We start from the raw sequence: 18,394 nt of genomic DNA, 5'->3' as shown, positions 1-18,394 counted from the left end.
AAAGGGGGCGGCAATGTGGGGAAACGTTTTGCCCTTATTACTGGAGCCAGCGGAGGAATCGGCAGGGAAATCGCTATAAAGCTTGCCGAGGAGAATTACTCACTTTATTTACATTATAACAGCAATGAAGAAGCGATACTTGAACTGATTGAAGAATTGAAGCCTCATCAAGTTGAACTTATTCCGGTTCAAGCCGATTTGGCTTCACCGGATGGATACAAGAAATTGGCAGAAAATATTTTTGCCCTCCATGCAATCGTCCTTAATAGTGGCAATAGCTATTATGGGCTTATATCGGACATGGATGAGGCAATCGTTAATGAAATGGTTCAGCTGCATGTAACGAGCCCTTTCCAATTAACAAAGGAACTGCTTCCAAAGCTTATGTACCAAGATCAGGCTGCCATCGTTGCGGTCACATCGATTTGGGGGCAGACAGGTGCCTCTTGTGAAGTATTATATTCTATGGTCAAGGGCAGTCAAAATGCTTTTATCAAGGCGCTCAGCAAAGAGGTATCGCTCAATGGAATCCGGGTGAATGCCGTTGCTCCCGGTGCGATATCCACTTCCATGCTCGAATCATTCAGTGCGGAAGACCTCGAGATCATCAAAGGCGATATCCCGATGGGCAGGATGGGGCATTCCAAAGAGGTCGCCGAGGCCGTATATTATTTGCTTTCCGACAAGTCATCTTATATAACCGGGCAAATCTTAGGCGTGAACGGCGGTTGGTACACATGATTTTTTTTAGACATGTATAATTTGCTCGCTTCCTTCACAAAATATCTATGTACTACTTTGAAGGAAAGGGTGACCATTCATGTCTGTACTGGACAATTGGGATCAATGGAAAAATTTCTTAGGCGACAGATTAAATCAAGGTGAACAACAAGGTTTGTCAGAAAGTGCTGTTAACAACTTGGCTTTCGAAATTGGTGATTACCTGGCTAATCAGGTTGAGCCCCAGAATGATCAAGAGAAAGTGCTTGCTGATCTTTGGTCGGTCGCAAGCGATCAAGAAAAGCATGCCATGGCAAGCGTCATGGTCAAGTTAGTCGAGAACAATGGAACAAAGTAAAATATCAATCCAAAAGGCCCTGTTATTAAATAACAGGGCCTTTTGGATTGAAGTGGATGACTAATTATTCCCTTATATAAAAATGAATATTTTTCTAGGGTTTTTCCTTTTAACTTATCACGAAATGCTATATTATAGAAGCTAGACAATAAATATTAAAGTGTTCAGACCTTGAAAATTTACGATGGATAAGTTTTTTGCCCATGAAAGGGTAAAGACTTTTAGGCTTAAGGAGTGTTATCGTGGATAATAAAGAATGGTATTTTGAATATGAAATTCAAGTCAACCGTCCCGGTTTATTAGGGGATATTTCATCCCTTCTGGGTATGCTTTCCATTAACATCATCACCATCAATGGGGTCGATGAAGGCAGGCGGGGTTTACTTTTGTTGGCGAAAGACAGCCGTAATATAGAAAGATTCGAGTCGATCCTCCGGACGATGGATACGATAAAGGTCATTAAGCTTAGGGAACCTAAATTGCGTGATCGCCTCGCAGTCAGGCATGGACGCTATATTCAGCGTGATGCCGATGAGAAAAACACCTTTAGGTTTGTTCGTGATGAACTAGGCTTGCTTGTCGATTTCCTGGCCGAGCTATTTAAACAGGAAGGTCATAAATTAATTGGGATACGTGGGATGCCGCGTGTCGGGAAAACGGAATCTATCGTAGCCTCGAGTGTATGCGCCAATAAGAGATGGTTGTTTGTGTCATCGACCCTTTTGAAGCAGACTATCCGCAGTCAGCTTATTGAGGATGAATATAATAATGACAATTTGTTCATTTTAGATGGAATTGTTTCCACTCGCCGTGCAAATGAGCGTCATTGGCAGTTGATTCGGGAAATTATGAGGCTTGACGCTGTCAAAGTAATCGAACATCCGGATGTTTTTGTCCAAAATACGGAGTATACGCTTGAAGACTTTGATTATATTATTGAATTGCGAAACAATCCTGAAGAAGAAATAACATATGAAGTTGTCGACCAAAAAGATCAGTTTTCAGGGTCCGATTTTGGTTCCTTTGACTTTTAAAATGGCAGGTGTTTTATTTGACTGAGTTAGGTAATCGATTAAAGGAAGCTAGGGAAGCCAAAGGTCTTAGCTTGGATGATTTGCAGGAATTAACAAAGATTCAAAAGCGTTACCTCATTGGCATTGAAGAGGGAAATTACAGCATGATGCCTGGGAAGTTCTATGTTCGGGCATTCATAAAGCAATATTGTGAAGCGGTCGGACTGGATTCAGAAGAGATTTTCGAACAATATAAAAGTGAGATACCATCGGTCTACAGCGAGGAATTGCCAGAACAGCTTTCAAGGGTCCAATCCCGGAAAACCATGCCGGCAGGAGATTCGAAGGTTGTAGAAATGTTACCAAAGATCTTGGCTGCCGTTTTAGTCATTGGTGCGGCCGTATTGATTTGGGTGCTGGTATTGAATTATATGAGTAATCCGGATAACGATGACAAAAAGGACGCAAAACAGAGCGATGCCGTGGATTACAATAAAAGTGAAGAGTTTAATAATGAAGAAAAGAATGCAGACCAAAAACAGAATGAAGATGATGCAGTTGTCAAGGATGAAAAGAAAGAGCAAAAACTTGCCGTCACCAGTTCCAGCGGTAAAAATAGTACGTATGAATTAAAAAATACCGATACCTTTAAATTAAAGGTGACCTCCAAAGGTTCACCTTGGGTAGGCATAAAAAATGGTGAAGGTAAATTACTTTTCCAGGGCACTATCGACAAGGACAAAAGCCAGGAAATTGATTTCACCAATGAGAAAGAAGCTGTCATCAATATAGGCAGAGCATATGAAACTGAGATTTATGTGAATGATGAGAAGCTGGAGTATTCCATTTCACCGACTGAAGTGAATACGCAATTGGTTACGATACAATTTACGAAAGCCGAATAGTCATCTTATAGATGACTATTTTTGCTCTATATAATAGTAAGGCGGCGGTAAATGGTATATCCGGCATATAAGATTGGATTTTGAGTTAAATTATACATATAAGCATTATTTTAGTCTAAGACGCATTGCCAGAATGGCAGGCGTGAATTTTGGAGGTAAAAGTTTTGAATCTGCCTAATAAGATCACAGTAGCAAGAATCTGTTTAATACCAGTGTTTTTAATCATCATGCTCGCTCCTTTTTCATGGGGGACGCTAACTTGGGGAGAATACAGTTTGCCAGTGGCGCACCTGGCTGGGGCCATCCTCTTTATTATCGCTTCCACTACGGATTGGATCGATGGCCATTTTGCCAGAAAATATAATATGATTACCGATTTAGGGAAATTTTTAGATCCATTGGCTGATAAACTTCTGGTTTCGGCTGCCTTAATCGTTTTGGTCGATCTTGATTTAATGTACGGTCAATCCTGGATTGCCATCGTGATCATAAGTCGCGAGTTTGCAGTCACCGGATTGCGTTTGGTATTAGCGGGTACAGGGGAAGTGGTTGCAGCGAACCAGCTTGGAAAAATTAAAACATGGGCACAAATTGTTTCTATTTCGGCCTTATTGCTGCACAACCTTCCATTTGCCCTCATTTCACTTCCTTTTGCCAATATCGCATTATGGATTGCATTAATCTTTACAATCTGGTCAGGTTTGGATTATTTTATAAAAAACAAAGAAGTATTTGTTAATTCAAAGTAAAACGAATGGTGGTTTTGAAAAGATGGATGCAGAAATCATTGCAGTGGGCTCAGAGCTTCTTTTAGGGCAAATCAATAACACTAATGGAAGATTCTTATCGCAGCAGTTTGCGGAAATGGGGATCAACGTTTTTTACCATACTGTGGTCGGGGATAACGACCGCCGTTTACAACAAGCTATAGAAATCGCCGAATCAAGGGCGAACTTGATTGTCTTTACCGGTGGACTTGGTCCCACCAAAGATGATTTGACGAAAGAAACGATTGCTCGCCATATAGGGAAAAAGCTCGTTTTTAATGATGAAGCTTTGCAATCCATTGAAGCTTACTTCCAAAAACGGGAACGTCCGATGACGGAAAACAACAAAAAGCAGGCCCTTGTCTTAGAAGGCAGTGAAGTGTTGGCAAACGATCATGGGATGGCACCGGGAATGGTCTTGTCCAAATCTGGGATTACATATATGCTTCTACCGGGTCCGCCAAGTGAAATGGAGCCGATGTTTTTAAGTTATGGTTATGAAAAGATCATGAATAAATTGGAAAAACATGAACGGATCGATTCCAAGGTCCTTCGGTTCTACGGTATAGGTGAAGCCGAACTGGAAACGGTGATTGAAGATCTCCTTGTCAATCAAACGAATCCGACAATTGCTCCGCTGGCAGCCGAAGGGGAAGTGACGTTAAGGATCACCGCTAAAGACTCATCTAAGGAAAAATGCGAAGAGCTTATTTTGGAAGCGGAAAAAGAAATTCTTAGCAGGGTCGGCAAGTTCCATTATGGTAGTGATAATACTTCGCTAATAAAGGAACTTGTAAAAGAACTAACGGTCCGCAAGCTTTCGATTGCGGCAGCTGAAAGCTTGACCGGAGGGATGTTCCAAGAACAGCTGACAACCATCCCGGGCGCCGGTAAAGTCTTCAAAGGCGGAATTGTCTGCTATACGAATGATGCGAAGGCTAATGTCCTCGGTGTCAGTGACGATACCATATCCGAGTATGGGGTGGTCAGCGGAGAGTGTGCAATGGAAATGGCCTCTAATGTCCGTAACAAGCTCGATGCGGATGTAGGCATAAGCTTTACGGGCGTTGCAGGGCCGGATGAACAAGAAGGCAAGCCTGTAGGTACAGTATTTATTGGCATTTCCTATCGGGATGGAAACACTCATTTCAAGGAGTTGAATCTTTCAGGAAGCAGGGCGCAAAACCGTATTCGGAGTGTGAAGTACGGCTGTCATTACCTATTAAGGGATTTATAAACGCTAAAAGCAGAGCTTTTCACAGCTCTGCTTTTTATTTGGTTTTAGAAGTTTGTTTCTTGAAAAATAGGGGAAAAAGAAAAAAGTTAATTCAATGAAAATGTTTTTTTGGGGGAGTAAGTGAAACGAAATGGAGATTTCCTATATATAAAACGTTTTTTTACAAAGAATATCCCGAAAGAAAAAAACGAATGAATGTTCGACTTTTTGCTTGGCAAAATAGTAAAAAGAGTATATAGTAAAGATAGGTTTTGAGACAGGGGGCAAACCTTGATCTCAAATAATGGCTAACGAAGTACACCTTTAATCGGGCAGCCGATTATTTGAATATAGAGGAGGAAATTGAGTGAGCGATCGTCAAGCGGCTTTAGATATGGCGTTAAAACAAATTGAAAAACAATTTGGTAAAGGTTCTATTATGAAACTTGGGGAACAGTCAGATCGTAGGATTTCAACGATTTCAAGCGGTTCTTTAGCATTGGACGTAGCATTGGGAGTGGGCGGTTATCCAAGAGGCCGGGTCATTGAGATATATGGACCTGAAAGCTCCGGTAAAACGACTGTTGCATTACATGCTATTGCAGAGGTACAAAAGACTGGAGGCACGGCTGCATTCATTGATGCCGAGCATGCTTTAGATCCAGCCTATTCAGAAAAACTGGGTGTGAATATTGATGAGTTACTGCTTTCACAGCCTGATACGGGTGAACAAGCCTTAGAGATCGCTGAAGCGCTAGTTCGAAGCGGAGCGGTGGATATCATTGTCATTGACTCGGTGGCAGCACTTGTTCCTAAAGCTGAAATCGAAGGCGAAATGGGAGATTCCCATATGGGTCTTCAAGCCCGGATGATGTCTCAGGCACTTAGAAAACTGTCTGGTTCCATTAATAAATCAAATACCATTGCCATTTTCATTAACCAAGTCCGTGAAAAAATCGGTGTTATGTTTGGGAATCCGGAAACGACCCCGGGAGGCCGGGCATTGAAGTTCTATTCAACTGTTCGTCTGGAAGTGCGCCGTGCGGAACAATTAAAACAAGGTAATGAAATCGTCGGTAATAAAACGAAAATCAAAGTTGTAAAAAACAAGGTTGCTCCACCATTCCGTCAAGCAGAAGTTGACATCATGTATGGTCAAGGGATTTCACAGGAAGGTGAGATCATCGATATGGGTGCAGATCTTGATATCGTCCTTAAAAGCGGATCGTGGTATTCATACAATGAAGAGCGTGTCGGACAAGGTCGCGAAAATGCGAAGCTGTTCTTGAAAGAAAATCAGGATATCGCTAAGGAAATTTCTCAGAAAATCAGAGATCACTATAATCTCGATGGAGAGCATGAATTACCGCCAGAAGACAATGAACCAGAAGAGCATTTTGATTTGCTTGATTAATGATATTTGGAAAAGGCCTAAGCTTGTTCGCTTAGGCCTTTTATGTATATTTTAAGAAAAGTGCGGGAATTTTCAGCGTATTAAAGGGCATTGAAATCAGATTTACTGACTTCTCCCATAATGAATGCTGTAGATTATGATGGTTGATATTAAGAAAACTTGAATAATCATTGATACATAAGGGACAAACGCTTGACAATAAAAATTCTCAACTATACAATTAATATGTATATTTTACAATTTTTCAAACTAAAATTTTGAAAATTAAGTGCTGTATATTGAATTTATGTGCAATGTACTTGCCGACAGTTCAACATTTTATGTAAAAAGTTCATAGCAAGGGGAGGTGAAACGATGGAACCCATGACAATCATCTTCACTTTGCTTGGCCTAATCGTCGGTGCAGTTGTTGGTTATTTTATTCACAAATCAAAATTTGAGAGTAGAATAGCAGGGGCAAAGGGCTCTGCAGAACACATCCTTGAGGATGCAAAACGTGAAGCGGAAGCACTTAAGAAAGAAGCCTTGTTGGAAGCAAAAGATGAAATTCATAAAGTTCGTGCCGATTCGGATCGGGAAGCCCGTGAAAGAAGGAACGAATTACAAAAACAAGAAAATCGGTTATTGCAAAGAGAAGAGAATCTGGACCGCAAGGATGAAACGTTAGACAAACGTGAGAGCCTTTTGGAGAAAAAAGAAGATTCTCTAAACCAAAGACAACAGCATATTGAAGAGATGGAAAGCAAAGTGGACGAGACGGTTCGTAAGCAGCAAACAGAGCTTGAACGTGTTTCCGGTTTAACTCGTGAAGAAGCTAAAGCAATCATTATCGACCGAATGGAAAACGAGCTGGCTCACGATGTAGCGCTTATGATTAAAGAAAGTGATACCCGTGCCAAAGAAGAAGCTGATAAAAAAGCAAAAGAAGTCCTTTCTCTTGCCATTCAGCGTTGTGCGGCTGATCATGTTGCAGAAACCACCGTTTCTGTAGTAAATCTTCCAAACGATGAAATGAAAGGACGGATAATCGGACGTGAAGGCCGAAATATCCGGACGTTAGAAACGCTAACAGGTATTGACCTTATTATTGATGATACTCCTGAAGCTGTCATTTTATCCGGATTCGATCCAATTAGACGGGAAACGGCACGCTTGGCTCTTGAGAAACTTGTTCAAGACGGACGGATCCATCCGGCTCGCATTGAAGAAATGGTTGACAAAGCAAGACGTGAGGTAGATGAACATATTCGTGAAATTGGTGAACAAACAACATTTGAAGTTGGAGTTCACGGTCTCCATCCAGATCTCATCAAAATACTAGGACGTTTGAAGTTCCGTACGAGTTATGGGCAAAACGTACTTAAACATTCAATTGAGGTGGCCCAGCTTTCCGGTTTACTGGCAGCTGAGCTTGGTGAGGATGAAGTTCTTGCCCGCCGTGCAGGTTTATTGCATGATATTGGGAAAGCGATTGATCACGAAGTGGAAGGAAGCCATGTTGAAATTGGCGTTGAGTTAGCAACCAAATATAAAGAGCATCCAACTGTCATTAACAGCATCGCTTCACATCATGGCGATACGGAACCAACTTCCATCATATCAGTGCTTGTGGCTGCCGCTGATGCATTATCAGCTGCAAGACCGGGAGCTAGAAGTGAAACGCTTGAAAATTATATTAGAAGACTTGAAAAACTAGAGGAAATTTCCGAATCCTATGATGGAGTGGAAAAATCCTTTGCGATTCAAGCCGGACGAGAAGTTCGGATTCTAGTGAAACCAGAACAAATCGATGATCTTTCGGCCCATCGACTCGCACGTGATATCCGGAAAAGGATTGAAGAAGAGCTCGATTACCCAGGTCATATAAAAGTCACGGTCATCCGTGAAACAAGAGCAGTTGAATACGCTAAATAATTGTTAATGAAAGACGAAGTGGTGCAAACCACTTCGTTTTTTCTATTTCCGCTATTGGTCGTAAGTGATTCCTATAATTACCCCAAATTATGTTACAATACATACTTGAATAATTCATATTATTAGGTGAATCTAGAAAGGATTTTACAATGAAATTGCTATTTATCGGAGATGTAGTGGGGTCTCCTGGTCGTGACATGATCCAAGAATACCTTCCTAAATTAAAAGAAAAGTATCGCCCGCATATCACGGTCATCAATGGAGAGAATGCAGCAAGTGGCCGGGGAATTACAGAAAAGATTTACCGCAGTTTTTTAGAGTGGGGAGCGCAGGCGGTGACGATGGGAAACCATACATGGGATAATCGTGATATTTTCAAATTTATTGATGAAGCGAAATATCTTGTCCGTCCAGCTAACTTTCCAGACGGGGCACCTGGAGAAGGAATGAAATTTTTAAAATTGAATCATCATGAAATAGCGATCATCAATTTGCAAGCGAGAACTTTCATGCCTGATTTGGATTGCCCATTCAAAAAGGCGGAAGAACTCGTGGCGGAGGCCCGAAAAAAGACACCGATCATCTTTGTCGATTTTCATGGAGAAGCTACAAGTGAAAAGCAAGCTATGGGGTGGTTCCTGGATGGGAAGGTTACAGCCGTTGTCGGTACACATACACACGTCCAGACAGCCGATAACCGTATATTACCTGCAGGCACCGCTTACATATCAGATGTAGGCATGACAGGACCATATGATGGCATCCTTGGTATGGAAAGAGGGGCAGTCATCCATCGGTTCCTAACGAGCCTTCCTGTTCGTTTTGAAGTGCCAAAAGAGGGGCGGACACTTTTAAGCGGGGTTCTCCTTGAAATTGATGATAAAACCGGCAAGGCAAAAAAAATAGAAAGGATACTGATTAACGAAGATCATCCATTTTATCAATGATTCGAACGGATGGACAGTCAAACTGTCCATCCGTTTTTCCATTCATTAATAAATGGTGGACAATCCCGGTTTTCTTTGTCATACAAGTTTTACTTGATGAATATAGTAGCAGTGGAAAGTGTTATAACTATTGAGCCAAGTTAGAATCGGCAGGGAAAACAAGGAGGACTAGGAATGGAAATATTAAAAGTTTCAGCAAAATCTAATCCTAATTCTGTAGCAGGCGCACTAGCGGGAGTGCTCAGGGAAAGAGGAGCAGCCGAAATTCAAGCTATCGGTGCAGGTGCGTTAAATCAAGCCGTCAAGGCAGTAGCAATCGCGAGAGGGTTTGTCGCACCTAGTGGAGTCGACTTGATTTGTATTCCTGCCTTTACAGATATACTTATTGATGGCGAAGAGAGAACGGCAATAAAACTAATCATTGAACCAAGATAATTTCATGTTTGGGTGCCCTGTTTGTCGGATGGCGAGCAGGCTCTTTTTTGTCCTGAAATCCGAATGACGAAAAATCACTGTCCCTTTATAATGGAATATATAATTTTAAAAAAAGATACAGGAAGGGGAATTACATTGGCGATTTTTGATGCACATTGTGATGTGCTGATGAAAATGTTCATCGATCCGGATATTTCTTTTACGAATAGTGATACATTACATATAACAAAGCGAGGATTATTGGATGAAGGGGGAAAGGTCCAATGTTTTGCAATATATATTCCTGAAAAGGTACACCCTGATATGAGGTTTCAAGCCGCGTTGGCGATGGTGGATATTTTTCATGAAAAGATTTTATCAGAGCCGGAAATGAAATTTATAAAGACTAAGGCAGACATCGAATCTTTAAAAGAAAAGGAAATAGGTGCAATGCTAACTTTGGAGGGGTGCGATTGCATCGGAAATGATTTGTTGAAACTGAAAACACTTATTCACCTTGGAGTGTCCTCCGTAGGTCTAACTTGGAATTACGCCAACTTGGTAGCGGATGGGGCATTAGAAACAAGAGGGGGCGGCTTGACAGGGTTTGGAACAGAGGTCGTGGACCTATTGAACGATAAGTCAATTTGGTGTGACTTATCCCATTTATCTGAAGCTGGATTTTGGGACACCCTAAAGTTGGCGAAATTCCCAATAGCCTCCCATTCGAATGCTCATCATCTTTGTCCGCATCCACGAAATTTAAAGGACGGGCAGATAAAAGCCCTTTTGCAGAAAAATGGGGTGATCGGCGTAACCTTTGTCCCGCAATTTCTTTCAAATGGCGGTTCGGCTACCATAAAGGATATCTTGAAACATATAGAACATATATGCAGTTTGGGCGGGGAAAGACAAATTGGGTTAGGGTCTGACTTCGATGGAATCGATCATATGGTAGAAAATTTAATGTCATATAAGGATTATCATAACTTAATCAATGAACTGAACAGGCTTTATTCCAGTGAGTTTGTAAAAGGACTCCTTTTTGATAATTTCACTCGTAATTTTCCGCATGAAAAGGTAATATCTTAAGTGATTTTCAATTCTTACTATATAGATATGAATTAATATTCTGAAAATATAAAAAATAAAAGCAAAAAGGTTGCAATTTAATGATTTAACCGATAGAATTGAAAGCGTTTAGTACACCTTTCCTAAAATAGAACGATTAATTATACATAGTTGAATGTTCTGAAGAGAGGTGCGGTTAAATGCATTTATATACGAACGTCCTAAAGGAGTGTAAGACATGATCAATCAACTTTCATGGAAAGTTGGCGGACAACAAGGTGAAGGTATTGAAAGTACAGGAGAAATATTCTGTATTGCCCTCAATCGCTTAGGTTATTACTTGTATGGCTACCGTCATTTCTCATCCCGAATCAAGGGTGGACACACGAATAACAAAATTCGTGTAAGTACTACGGAAACTCGTGCTATCTCTGATGATTTAGACATCTTAGTTGCTTTTGACCAAGAAACAATTGACGTCAATTATAAAGAATTACATGAGGGTGGCATCATAATCGCAGATGCAAAATTCAAACCTGTCTGCCCAGAAGATACAAAGGCAGAATTATATATTGTTCCATTTACGGAAATAGCAGCCGAATTAGGAACATCATTAATGAAAAATATGGTGGCGATCGGTGCGACATGTGCTGTTCTAGGAATGGAAATTTCCGTATTCAACGATGTGGTTGATGAAATTTTTGGCCGCAAAGGTGAAGAAATCGTTAAAAAGAATATGGATGCCATTACTGCTGGCTATAAGGCAATGGAAGTGTTGCTTGGAGAAAAACTGGGAGCAATGGAACTGGAAAAGGCAGACGGCCAAAAACGAATGTTCATGATTGGTAACGACGCCATCGCTTTAGGCGCAGTTGCAGGCGGTTGTCGTTTCATGGCAGCTTACCCGATTACTCCAGCTTCTGAAATTATGGAATACTTAATTAAAAAACTTCCTCAATTTGGTGGGACGGTCATTCAGACTGAAGATGAAATTGCGGCGGCTACAATGGCAATCGGTGCAAACTATGGCGGTGTACGTGCCATCACAGCTTCAGCTGGACCTGGTCTTTCCTTGAAAATGGAAGCGATTGGTTTAGCAGGCATTACCGAAACGCCAATTGTCATCGTAGATACTCAACGTGGCGGTCCATCTACGGGACTTCCTACAAAACAGGAGCAATCCGATTTAATGGCGATGATTTATGGTACACATGGTGAGATACCTAAAATCGTCATGGCCCCGAGTACAGTTGAGGAAGCTTTTTATGATACGGCAGAAGCATTCAACCTTGCAGAGGAATATCAATGTCCAGTTATCGTTTTATCCGACCTACAGCTATCATTAGGTAAACAAACGGTTCAGCCGCTTGATTACGGCAAAGTGGAGATAAGACGCGGAAAATTGGTTGACTTTGAAATTGAAGAGTCTGAAAACAAATCTTACTTCAAGCGTTATGAAGTAACGGAAGATGGAGTCTCACCACGTGTGGTGCCTGGTATGAAAAATGGAATTCACCATGTTACAGGTGTTGAACATGATGAAACGGGCAGACCTTCTGAGACTGCTTTGAATCGTAAATTGCAAATGGATAAACGGATGCGTAAGCTGAATAATTTAACTAACACATTCCAAACACCAGTATACAAAAACACACCGCATGAAGAAGCGGATTTATTAATTCTCGGCTTTAACTCAACACGCGGGACGATTGATGAAGCGATCGGCCGGTTAGAAACGGATGGAATGAAAGTGAATCATGCGCATATCCGTTTGATTCATCCTTTCCCAGCAGATGAAGTCCTATCGTTGGTGCAAAGTGCTAAGAAAGTAGTAGTTATTGAAAATAATGCGACTGGACAATTGGCTAATATTATCAAGATGAATGTTGGACATGTTAATAAAATTAAAAGCATCCTAAAATATGATGGCAACCCATTCCTCCCGCATGAAATTCACACACAATGCAAGGAGATGTTCGAATATGGCAACGTTTAAAGAGTTTCGGAATGATGTAAAACCTAACTGGTGTCCTGGTTGCGGAGATTTCTCCGTTCAGGCTGCCATGCAGCGTGCGGCAGCCAATGTAGGATTGGAGCCGGAGAATTTGGCCGTTGTTTCCGGTATCGGCTGTTCAGGCCGTATATCGGGTTACATCAAGTCCTATGGTTTCCATGGTATACATGGACGCTCACTGCCAATTGCCCAAGGAGTAAAAATGGCCAACCGTGAATTGACCGTTATAGCTTCAGGCGGTGACGGAGATGGTTTTGCAATCGGGATGGGACACACCATCCATGCGATCCGCCGTAATATCGACATTACGTATATTGTCATGGATAACCAAATTTATGGATTGACAAAAGGCCAGACTTCTCCAAGGTCCGCTGCTGGATTTAAAACCAAATCCACTCCAGAAGGATCGATAGAACAAGCTGTTTCACCTATGGAATTAGCATTGTCAGCTGGTGCTACGTTTGTCGCCCAAAGTTTTTCCACTGACTTGAAAGACCTGACGGCGATCATTGAAGCAGGAATAAACCATAAAGGGTTCTCCTTTATCAATGTTTTCTCTCCATGCGTAACATATAATAAGATCAATACGTATGATTGGTTTAAACAAAATTTGACTAAATTGAATACGATTGAAGGCTATGATTCATCAAATAAAGAACAGGCCATGCAGACTTTGATGCAACATGACAGCCTTGTGACAGGAATTATTTATCAAGACTCTTCACGCCCTTCGTACCAGGAATTAGTGCCAGGATATGCTGAAAAAGCGTTAAATAAATCCGATCTGACACTGGATCAAGCGCACTTTGATAAGCTTGTGGCTGAATTTATGTAAAAAATAAAAGGTTCACCCCTGAGATGGGGTGAGCCTTTTTTGTGATGAATTGGGAAGCTCAAGAAGAAAGAATCACTATCCTTTCTAAATTAGCTTATTACCAACCGTTATTGCATCCACAGCCGAATGAGAAGAGATTGCAACGGTTCCTTCTGCGACAATGACGGTTGCGATCCCGATCCCGATCCCGATCACGGTCTCTGTCCCGATCCCGATCCCGATCCCGATCGCGCCTATTACAGCCTCTCACAGCACGACAAAAATCGTCTGCGATTCTATCGTTATCCCGATCGCGGTCCCTGTCCCGATCCCGATCCCGATCCCGGTCGTGGTGCCGATCGCGGTCGCGGTCGCGCCTATTGCAGCCCCTCACAGCACGACAAAAATCGTCTGCGATTCTATCGTTATCTCTGTCCCGATCGCGGTCCCGATCATGATGATCGTGATTATTGCATCCACATGACATATAAGTCACTCCTTCATAATTTTGTTGTACAAGATATCTTATTCGAGAGGGGACGAGATGTTATAGAAACATGCCCCATTTAACAAAAATGTACGGATGCCCTAAAAATCATCATTATTAATGTGAAATGGCCGGTACAAAAGCGATTATGGTATTTTTGTGATTCATTTTTCATATCTTTAACATATTAAGGTAGATGAAGAGAGCAGCCCTATTTCAGGGGGAATGTACATGTTGAGAGGTAAAATGAAAGCCGTCGTCAAACACCACCGAGGTTATGGGGCACAATTACAGTTTGTCGATATACCGGATATTCGTGATGACGAGGTCTTGATTCGGGTGAAAATGGCCTCGATCTGCGGAACGGATATTCATATTTTCACCTGGGATGATTGGTCACAGGGAAGAGTGAGTCCACCATACGTATTTGGGCATGAATTTGCTGGGGAAGTAATCGAGATAGGAGCAAGAGTCAGCAATATTTCAGTTGGTGATTGTGTATCTGCCGAAACACATATCGTTTGCGGTACATGCAGGCAATGTTTAATTGGAAAATTCCATATTTGTCAAAAAACAAACATTATCGGTGTTGATAAACAAGGGTGTTTTGCAGAGTATATAGCTCTGCCTGCCAAGAATTTATGGAAAAATCCAAGTGATATGCCACTCGATATGGCTACCATCCAAGAACCGATGGGCAATGCAGTCCATTCAGTGCTAGCTGGCGAGGTGCTGGGTAAAACGGTGGCAATAATCGGCTGTGGTCCAATCGGGCTTATGGCGGTTGCTGTAGCAAAGGCCGCGGGAGCTGATAAAGTAATCGCCCTGGATATTAATGATTATCGACTTCAGCTGGCCAAAAAGATGGGGGCTACAGACCTCATTCATTCAATTAAACAGGATCCATTGGAAATCACGAAAAACCTTACAAGTGCGGATGGCGTGGATGTCGTTTGCGAAATGAGCGGTAATCCTGCAGCTATCCAACAGGGGTTTAAGATGGCGACGAATGGTGGAAGGATATCCATTCTAAGTCTGCCTTCTAAGCCCGTCACGCTTAATATAACGGAGGATATTGTATTTAAGGGTCTTACTGTCCAAGGGATAACCGGAAGGAAGATGTTTTCTACCTGGCAACAGGTTTCAAGTCTGCTTGAAAGTGGCAAGGTTGATGTAAACCCAATGATTACCCACCGTTTTTCACTAAGCGATTTTGAAAAGGGATTTGAACTGATGATTAAAGGTCAGTGTGGTAAGGTGCTCTTGATACCTTAAGCATCTGGAAACGGTGGAAATTGCATGGTCTGCATTTGAAAAATCTTGAAAGGGGAAGGAGAGGCTAATTTCGTCATAGCCTCTTCTTTCATGTTCTTATTTTCGGTATTTGTTTGAAAAATTTCTTACAATTCAAGAAGCCATGACAGAATGATTGTTTCTTGCTGTTAAAAGCTTTATACTATGATAATGTGGATATATCACACTTAATAGCAAATATTTACTGGTAATTCCTAAAAAGGAATCCGAATAAAACCATTAGAAGATAGGTCTTGAAATAGTTGGGGAAAGAAATAAACTAACTATTTTGAAAGGAGATTAACGATGAACGAGAAACAACGATTAGAATCACAACAAGTACAGGCTGAGAATCCAGCGGACAAAAAATCCGAAAAGGACTTCAGTAAGTACTTTCAAGCCGTTTATATTCCGCCTTCCTTAAAAGATGCGAAAAAGCGAGGAAAAGAAGAAGTAGAATATCATGATGACTTTGCAATTCCTGAAGGTTTCCGCGGAATGGGAGAAGGTAAAAAGTTTTACATTCGCACTTATGGCTGTCAAATGAACGAGCATGATACAGAAGTCATGGCGGGCATCTTTATGGCGCTTGGTTATCAGCCGACAGACACGGTGGATGATGCTAACGTCATTTTACTTAACACTTGTGCGATTCGGGAAGGTGCAGAGAATAAAGTGTTCGGTGAATTGGGGCATTTAAAATCGTTGAAATTGGAAAAGCCGGATCTATTGCTTGGAGTATGCGGTTGTATGTCACAAGAGGAATCAGTTGTAAAGCGGATTCTAGAGAAGCACCATTTTGTGGATATGATTTTCGGGACGCATAATATCCACCGCCTGCCGCAAATTCTTAATGAAGCTTATCTTTCCAAGGAAATGGTCATTGAGGTTTGGTCTAAAGAAGGTGATGTAATCGAGAACCTTCCGAAAGTGCGTAAAGGAAAAACGAAGGCATGGGTGAATATCATGTATGGCTGCGATAAGTTTTGTACTTACTGCATCGTACCGTACACAAGAGGGAAAGAAAGAAGCCGCAGGCCTGGAGATATCATACAGGAAGTCCGTCATTTAGCGGCACAGGGCTACAAGGAAATAACCCTGCTTGGACAGAATGTGAATGCTTATGGTAAAGATTTTACTGATATCGAATACCGTTTCGGTGATTTGATGGATGAAATCCGCAAAATCGATATTCCGCGAATTCGTTTTACGACAAGCCATCCCCGTGACTTCGATGATCACTTGATTGAAGTGCTTGCAAAAGGCGGTAATCTCGTTGACCATATCCATCTTCCAGTTCAATCGGGAAGTACGGACACACTTAAAATCATGGCCCGCAAATATACACGTGAACAATATTTAGAGCTCGTAAAAAAAATCAGGGAAGCTATTCCAAGTGCATCGCTAACCACTGACATCATTGTGGGCTATCCGAATGAAACGGAAGAGCACTTTGAAGAAACGATGTCTTTATACCGTGAAGTTGGTTTCGATGCGGCCTATACTTATATCTATTCACCACGTGAGGGAACACCGGCTGCGAAAATGCAGGATAATGTACCGATGGAAGTGAAAAAGGAACGTCTGCAACGCTTGAATGCCCTTGTCAATGAAACGTGTGCATTGAAAATGAAAGAGTATGATGGACAGATTGTTGAAGTGCTCGTTGAAGGCGAAAGCAAGAAGAATGCGGAAGTATTAGCAGGTTATACAACGAAAAATAAGCTCGTGAACTTCAAAGGACCAAAATCCGCTATTGGCCAAATCGTAAAAGTGAAAATCACCGGAACGAAAACTTGGTCATTAAATGGGGATATGGTTGAAGAAGCAACGGCGATTGAGGTGGAGTAATATGACTAAATATACTAAAGATGACATTCTGAACAAAGCGGCCGAGCTTGCTGAAATGATCGCCAGCACGGAAGAAGTCGATTTCTTTAAACGGGCAGAAGCTCACATCAATGAAAACCAAAAAATCCGTGAAATGATCGCCAGCATCAAGAGCTTGCAAAAACAGGCTGTAAACTTCCAACATTACGGCAAAGAGAAAGCATACAGCCAAGTTCAGGCCAAAATTGATGCATTGGAAAAACAATTGGATGAACTTCCGATCGTGCAGGAATTCAAACAATCCCAAGTGGATGTAAATGATCTTTTACAAATGGTCTCATCACAAGTATCGAATAAAGTGACGGACCTGATCATTGAATCGACTGAAGGGGACGTCCTTCGCGGTGAGACAGGTTCACAGGTACAAGCAGGCGGCGGAAGCTGTTCATGAATATAAAAAAGTCCTTCTGATTTCAGAAGGGCTTTTTTATATTCGGAAATCCTTATACAGTGCCCATTCGTGACACATATCCCAAAACTTGCGCATAAAATAACCTAGGTTTAAAACATTACAGCAGTTTTCAAACAATTAAAATTCTACGCACAATAGACTTTTACCACGCATAGGATGAATGGAAACTGTATGAGGAGGGTTCGCTAGCATGTCACAATATAGAGAGATAATTACTAAAGCGGTGGTGGCAAAAGGACGTAAATTCACAAAGTCCTCTCACACCATTTGCCCGGCTCATCATCCTTCTAGCATTCTAGGTTGTTGGATCATCAACCATAAATACGATGCAAAGAAAGTCGGCAAAAAGGTAGAAATTCACGGCAGCTACGAAATCAACGTCTGGTATTCTTATAACCATAATTCGAAGACGGAAGTTGTAACTGAAAAAGTGCAATATACCGACGTTATTTCACTGAAATACCGTGATCCCGATTGTCTTGATGACCATGAAATCGTTGCAAAAGCTGTCCAACAGCCGAATTGTTTAGAAGCTTGCATCTCCCCATGTGGACAAAAAATCATTGTCCATGTGGAAAGGGAATTCTTTGTGGAAGTCGTCGGCGAAACGAAAATTTGTGTCGCTGTTAGTCCAGATGGCCGCTGTGAGGATGACTGGGGCTCTGATTTCGATGATGAGGATTTCGAAGATTTAGATCCGGATTTCCTTGATGAATTCGAAGACGAATAGAATTTAGAAATTAAT

General features: G+C 41.6%; 17 protein-coding genes. All 17 read left to right on the top strand.

What is annotated here, in order from left to right:
- Positions 1-15: 15 nt before the first annotated feature.
- The gene (gene ymfI / locus ACQKNS_RS04390; RefSeq protein WP_427641369.1) at positions 16-741 is read left to right on the top strand and encodes an elongation factor P 5-aminopentanone reductase; all 726 of its coding nucleotides are present in this window, start codon (positions 16-18) and stop codon (positions 739-741) included.
- Between the two features lie 79 nt (positions 742-820).
- Positions 821-1,078 (top strand): DUF3243 domain-containing protein, encoded by a 258-nt coding sequence (locus ACQKNS_RS04385; RefSeq protein ID WP_305159451.1) that lies wholly within the window; start codon positions 821-823, stop codon positions 1,076-1,078.
- 242 nt (positions 1,079-1,320) lie between these two features.
- Positions 1,321-2,112, top strand: coding sequence for a DUF3388 domain-containing protein (locus tag ACQKNS_RS04380; RefSeq protein WP_034313530.1), 792 nt, complete (start codon positions 1,321-1,323; stop codon positions 2,110-2,112).
- Between the two features lie 8 nt (positions 2,113-2,120).
- Positions 2,121-2,996 (top strand): RodZ domain-containing protein, encoded by an 876-nt coding sequence (locus ACQKNS_RS04375; RefSeq protein WP_427641368.1) that lies wholly within the window; start codon positions 2,121-2,123, stop codon positions 2,994-2,996.
- A gap of 164 nt (positions 2,997-3,160) precedes the next feature.
- Positions 3,161-3,745 (top strand): CDP-diacylglycerol--glycerol-3-phosphate 3-phosphatidyltransferase, encoded by a 585-nt coding sequence (gene pgsA, locus ACQKNS_RS04370; protein WP_427641366.1) that lies wholly within the window; start codon positions 3,161-3,163, stop codon positions 3,743-3,745.
- Between the two features lie 22 nt (positions 3,746-3,767).
- Complete coding sequence (locus ACQKNS_RS04365; protein ID WP_427641365.1) at positions 3,768-5,000, top strand: competence/damage-inducible protein A; 1,233 nt, start codon at positions 3,768-3,770, stop codon at positions 4,998-5,000.
- Positions 5,001-5,346: 346 nt separating this feature from the next.
- A complete protein-coding gene (gene recA / locus ACQKNS_RS04360) occupies positions 5,347-6,393 on the top strand; it encodes a recombinase RecA (RefSeq protein WP_427641364.1) in 1,047 nt (348 codons plus the stop codon).
- A 354-nt stretch (positions 6,394-6,747) separates the two neighbouring features.
- Entirely contained in the window at positions 6,748-8,307 is a 1,560-nt protein-coding gene (gene rny / locus ACQKNS_RS04355) for a ribonuclease Y (RefSeq protein ID WP_260284302.1), read from the top strand.
- 149 nt (positions 8,308-8,456) lie between these two features.
- Positions 8,457-9,254 carry a TIGR00282 family metallophosphoesterase gene (locus tag ACQKNS_RS04350; protein ID WP_427641363.1) on the top strand — a complete coding sequence of 266 codons (798 nt, stop codon included), beginning with the start codon at positions 8,457-8,459 and terminating at the stop codon, positions 9,252-9,254.
- Between the two features lie 174 nt (positions 9,255-9,428).
- Positions 9,429-9,689, top strand: coding sequence for a stage V sporulation protein SpoVS (spoVS, locus tag ACQKNS_RS04345; protein ID WP_029281188.1), 261 nt, complete (start codon positions 9,429-9,431; stop codon positions 9,687-9,689).
- A 135-nt stretch (positions 9,690-9,824) separates the two neighbouring features.
- Entirely contained in the window at positions 9,825-10,760 is a 936-nt protein-coding gene (locus ACQKNS_RS04340; RefSeq protein WP_427641362.1) for a dipeptidase, read from the top strand.
- A gap of 217 nt (positions 10,761-10,977) precedes the next feature.
- Entirely contained in the window at positions 10,978-12,735 is a 1,758-nt protein-coding gene (locus tag ACQKNS_RS04335; RefSeq protein WP_076366399.1) for a 2-oxoacid:acceptor oxidoreductase subunit alpha, read from the top strand.
- Positions 12,722-13,588: a 2-oxoacid:ferredoxin oxidoreductase subunit beta gene (locus ACQKNS_RS04330; RefSeq protein ID WP_057278380.1), complete on the top strand. Its 867-nt coding sequence runs from the start codon at positions 12,722-12,724 to the stop codon at positions 13,586-13,588. The genes ACQKNS_RS04335 and ACQKNS_RS04330 overlap by 14 nt, the downstream gene beginning before the upstream one ends.
- A gap of 700 nt (positions 13,589-14,288) precedes the next feature.
- Positions 14,289-15,329, top strand: coding sequence for an L-threonine 3-dehydrogenase (tdh, locus tag ACQKNS_RS04325; RefSeq protein ID WP_427642129.1), 1,041 nt, complete (start codon positions 14,289-14,291; stop codon positions 15,327-15,329).
- 324 nt (positions 15,330-15,653) lie between these two features.
- Positions 15,654-17,198: a tRNA (N6-isopentenyl adenosine(37)-C2)-methylthiotransferase MiaB gene (gene miaB / locus ACQKNS_RS04320; RefSeq protein WP_427641361.1), complete on the top strand. Its 1,545-nt coding sequence runs from the start codon at positions 15,654-15,656 to the stop codon at positions 17,196-17,198.
- Between the two features lies 1 nt (position 17,199).
- Positions 17,200-17,628, top strand: a complete 429-nt coding sequence (locus ACQKNS_RS04315) for a RicAFT regulatory complex protein RicA family protein (protein ID WP_034313499.1) — start codon at positions 17,200-17,202, stop codon at positions 17,626-17,628.
- Positions 17,629-17,839: 211 nt separating this feature from the next.
- A complete protein-coding gene (locus ACQKNS_RS04310; protein ID WP_192204090.1) occupies positions 17,840-18,379 on the top strand; it encodes an outer spore coat protein CotE in 540 nt (179 codons plus the stop codon).
- Positions 18,380-18,394: the final 15 nt, after the last annotated feature.

Source organism: Peribacillus sp. NPDC094092 (assembly GCF_050279365.1).
Taxonomy (GTDB): domain Bacteria; phylum Bacillota; class Bacilli; order Bacillales; family DSM-1321; genus Peribacillus.
The sequence above is the reverse complement of the archived record's forward strand: the minus strand, read 5'-3'. Positions and strand labels throughout refer to the sequence as shown.

Excerpts from the sequence above, each read along its gene's own strand:
- ACQKNS_RS04330 (WP_057278380.1), top strand. The coding sequence starts at position 12,722 with ATGGCAACGTTTAAAGAGTTTCGGAATGATGTAAAACCTAACTGGTGT.
- spoVS (WP_029281188.1), top strand. The coding sequence starts at position 9,429 with ATGGAAATATTAAAAGTTTCAGCAAAATCTAATCCTAATTCTGTAGCA.
- ACQKNS_RS04335 (WP_076366399.1), top strand. The coding sequence starts at position 10,978 with ATGATCAATCAACTTTCATGGAAAGTTGGCGGACAACAAGGTGAAGGT.
- rny (WP_260284302.1), top strand. The coding sequence starts at position 6,748 with ATGGAACCCATGACAATCATCTTCACTTTGCTTGGCCTAATCGTCGGT.
- miaB (WP_427641361.1), top strand. The coding sequence starts at position 15,654 with ATGAACGAGAAACAACGATTAGAATCACAACAAGTACAGGCTGAGAAT.
- ACQKNS_RS04310 (WP_192204090.1), top strand. The coding sequence starts at position 17,840 with ATGTCACAATATAGAGAGATAATTACTAAAGCGGTGGTGGCAAAAGGA.
- ACQKNS_RS04365 (WP_427641365.1), top strand. The coding sequence starts at position 3,768 with ATGGATGCAGAAATCATTGCAGTGGGCTCAGAGCTTCTTTTAGGGCAA.
- ACQKNS_RS04385 (WP_305159451.1), top strand. The coding sequence starts at position 821 with ATGTCTGTACTGGACAATTGGGATCAATGGAAAAATTTCTTAGGCGAC.
- ACQKNS_RS04315 (WP_034313499.1), top strand. The coding sequence starts at position 17,200 with ATGACTAAATATACTAAAGATGACATTCTGAACAAAGCGGCCGAGCTT.
- ACQKNS_RS04350 (WP_427641363.1), top strand. The coding sequence starts at position 8,457 with ATGAAATTGCTATTTATCGGAGATGTAGTGGGGTCTCCTGGTCGTGAC.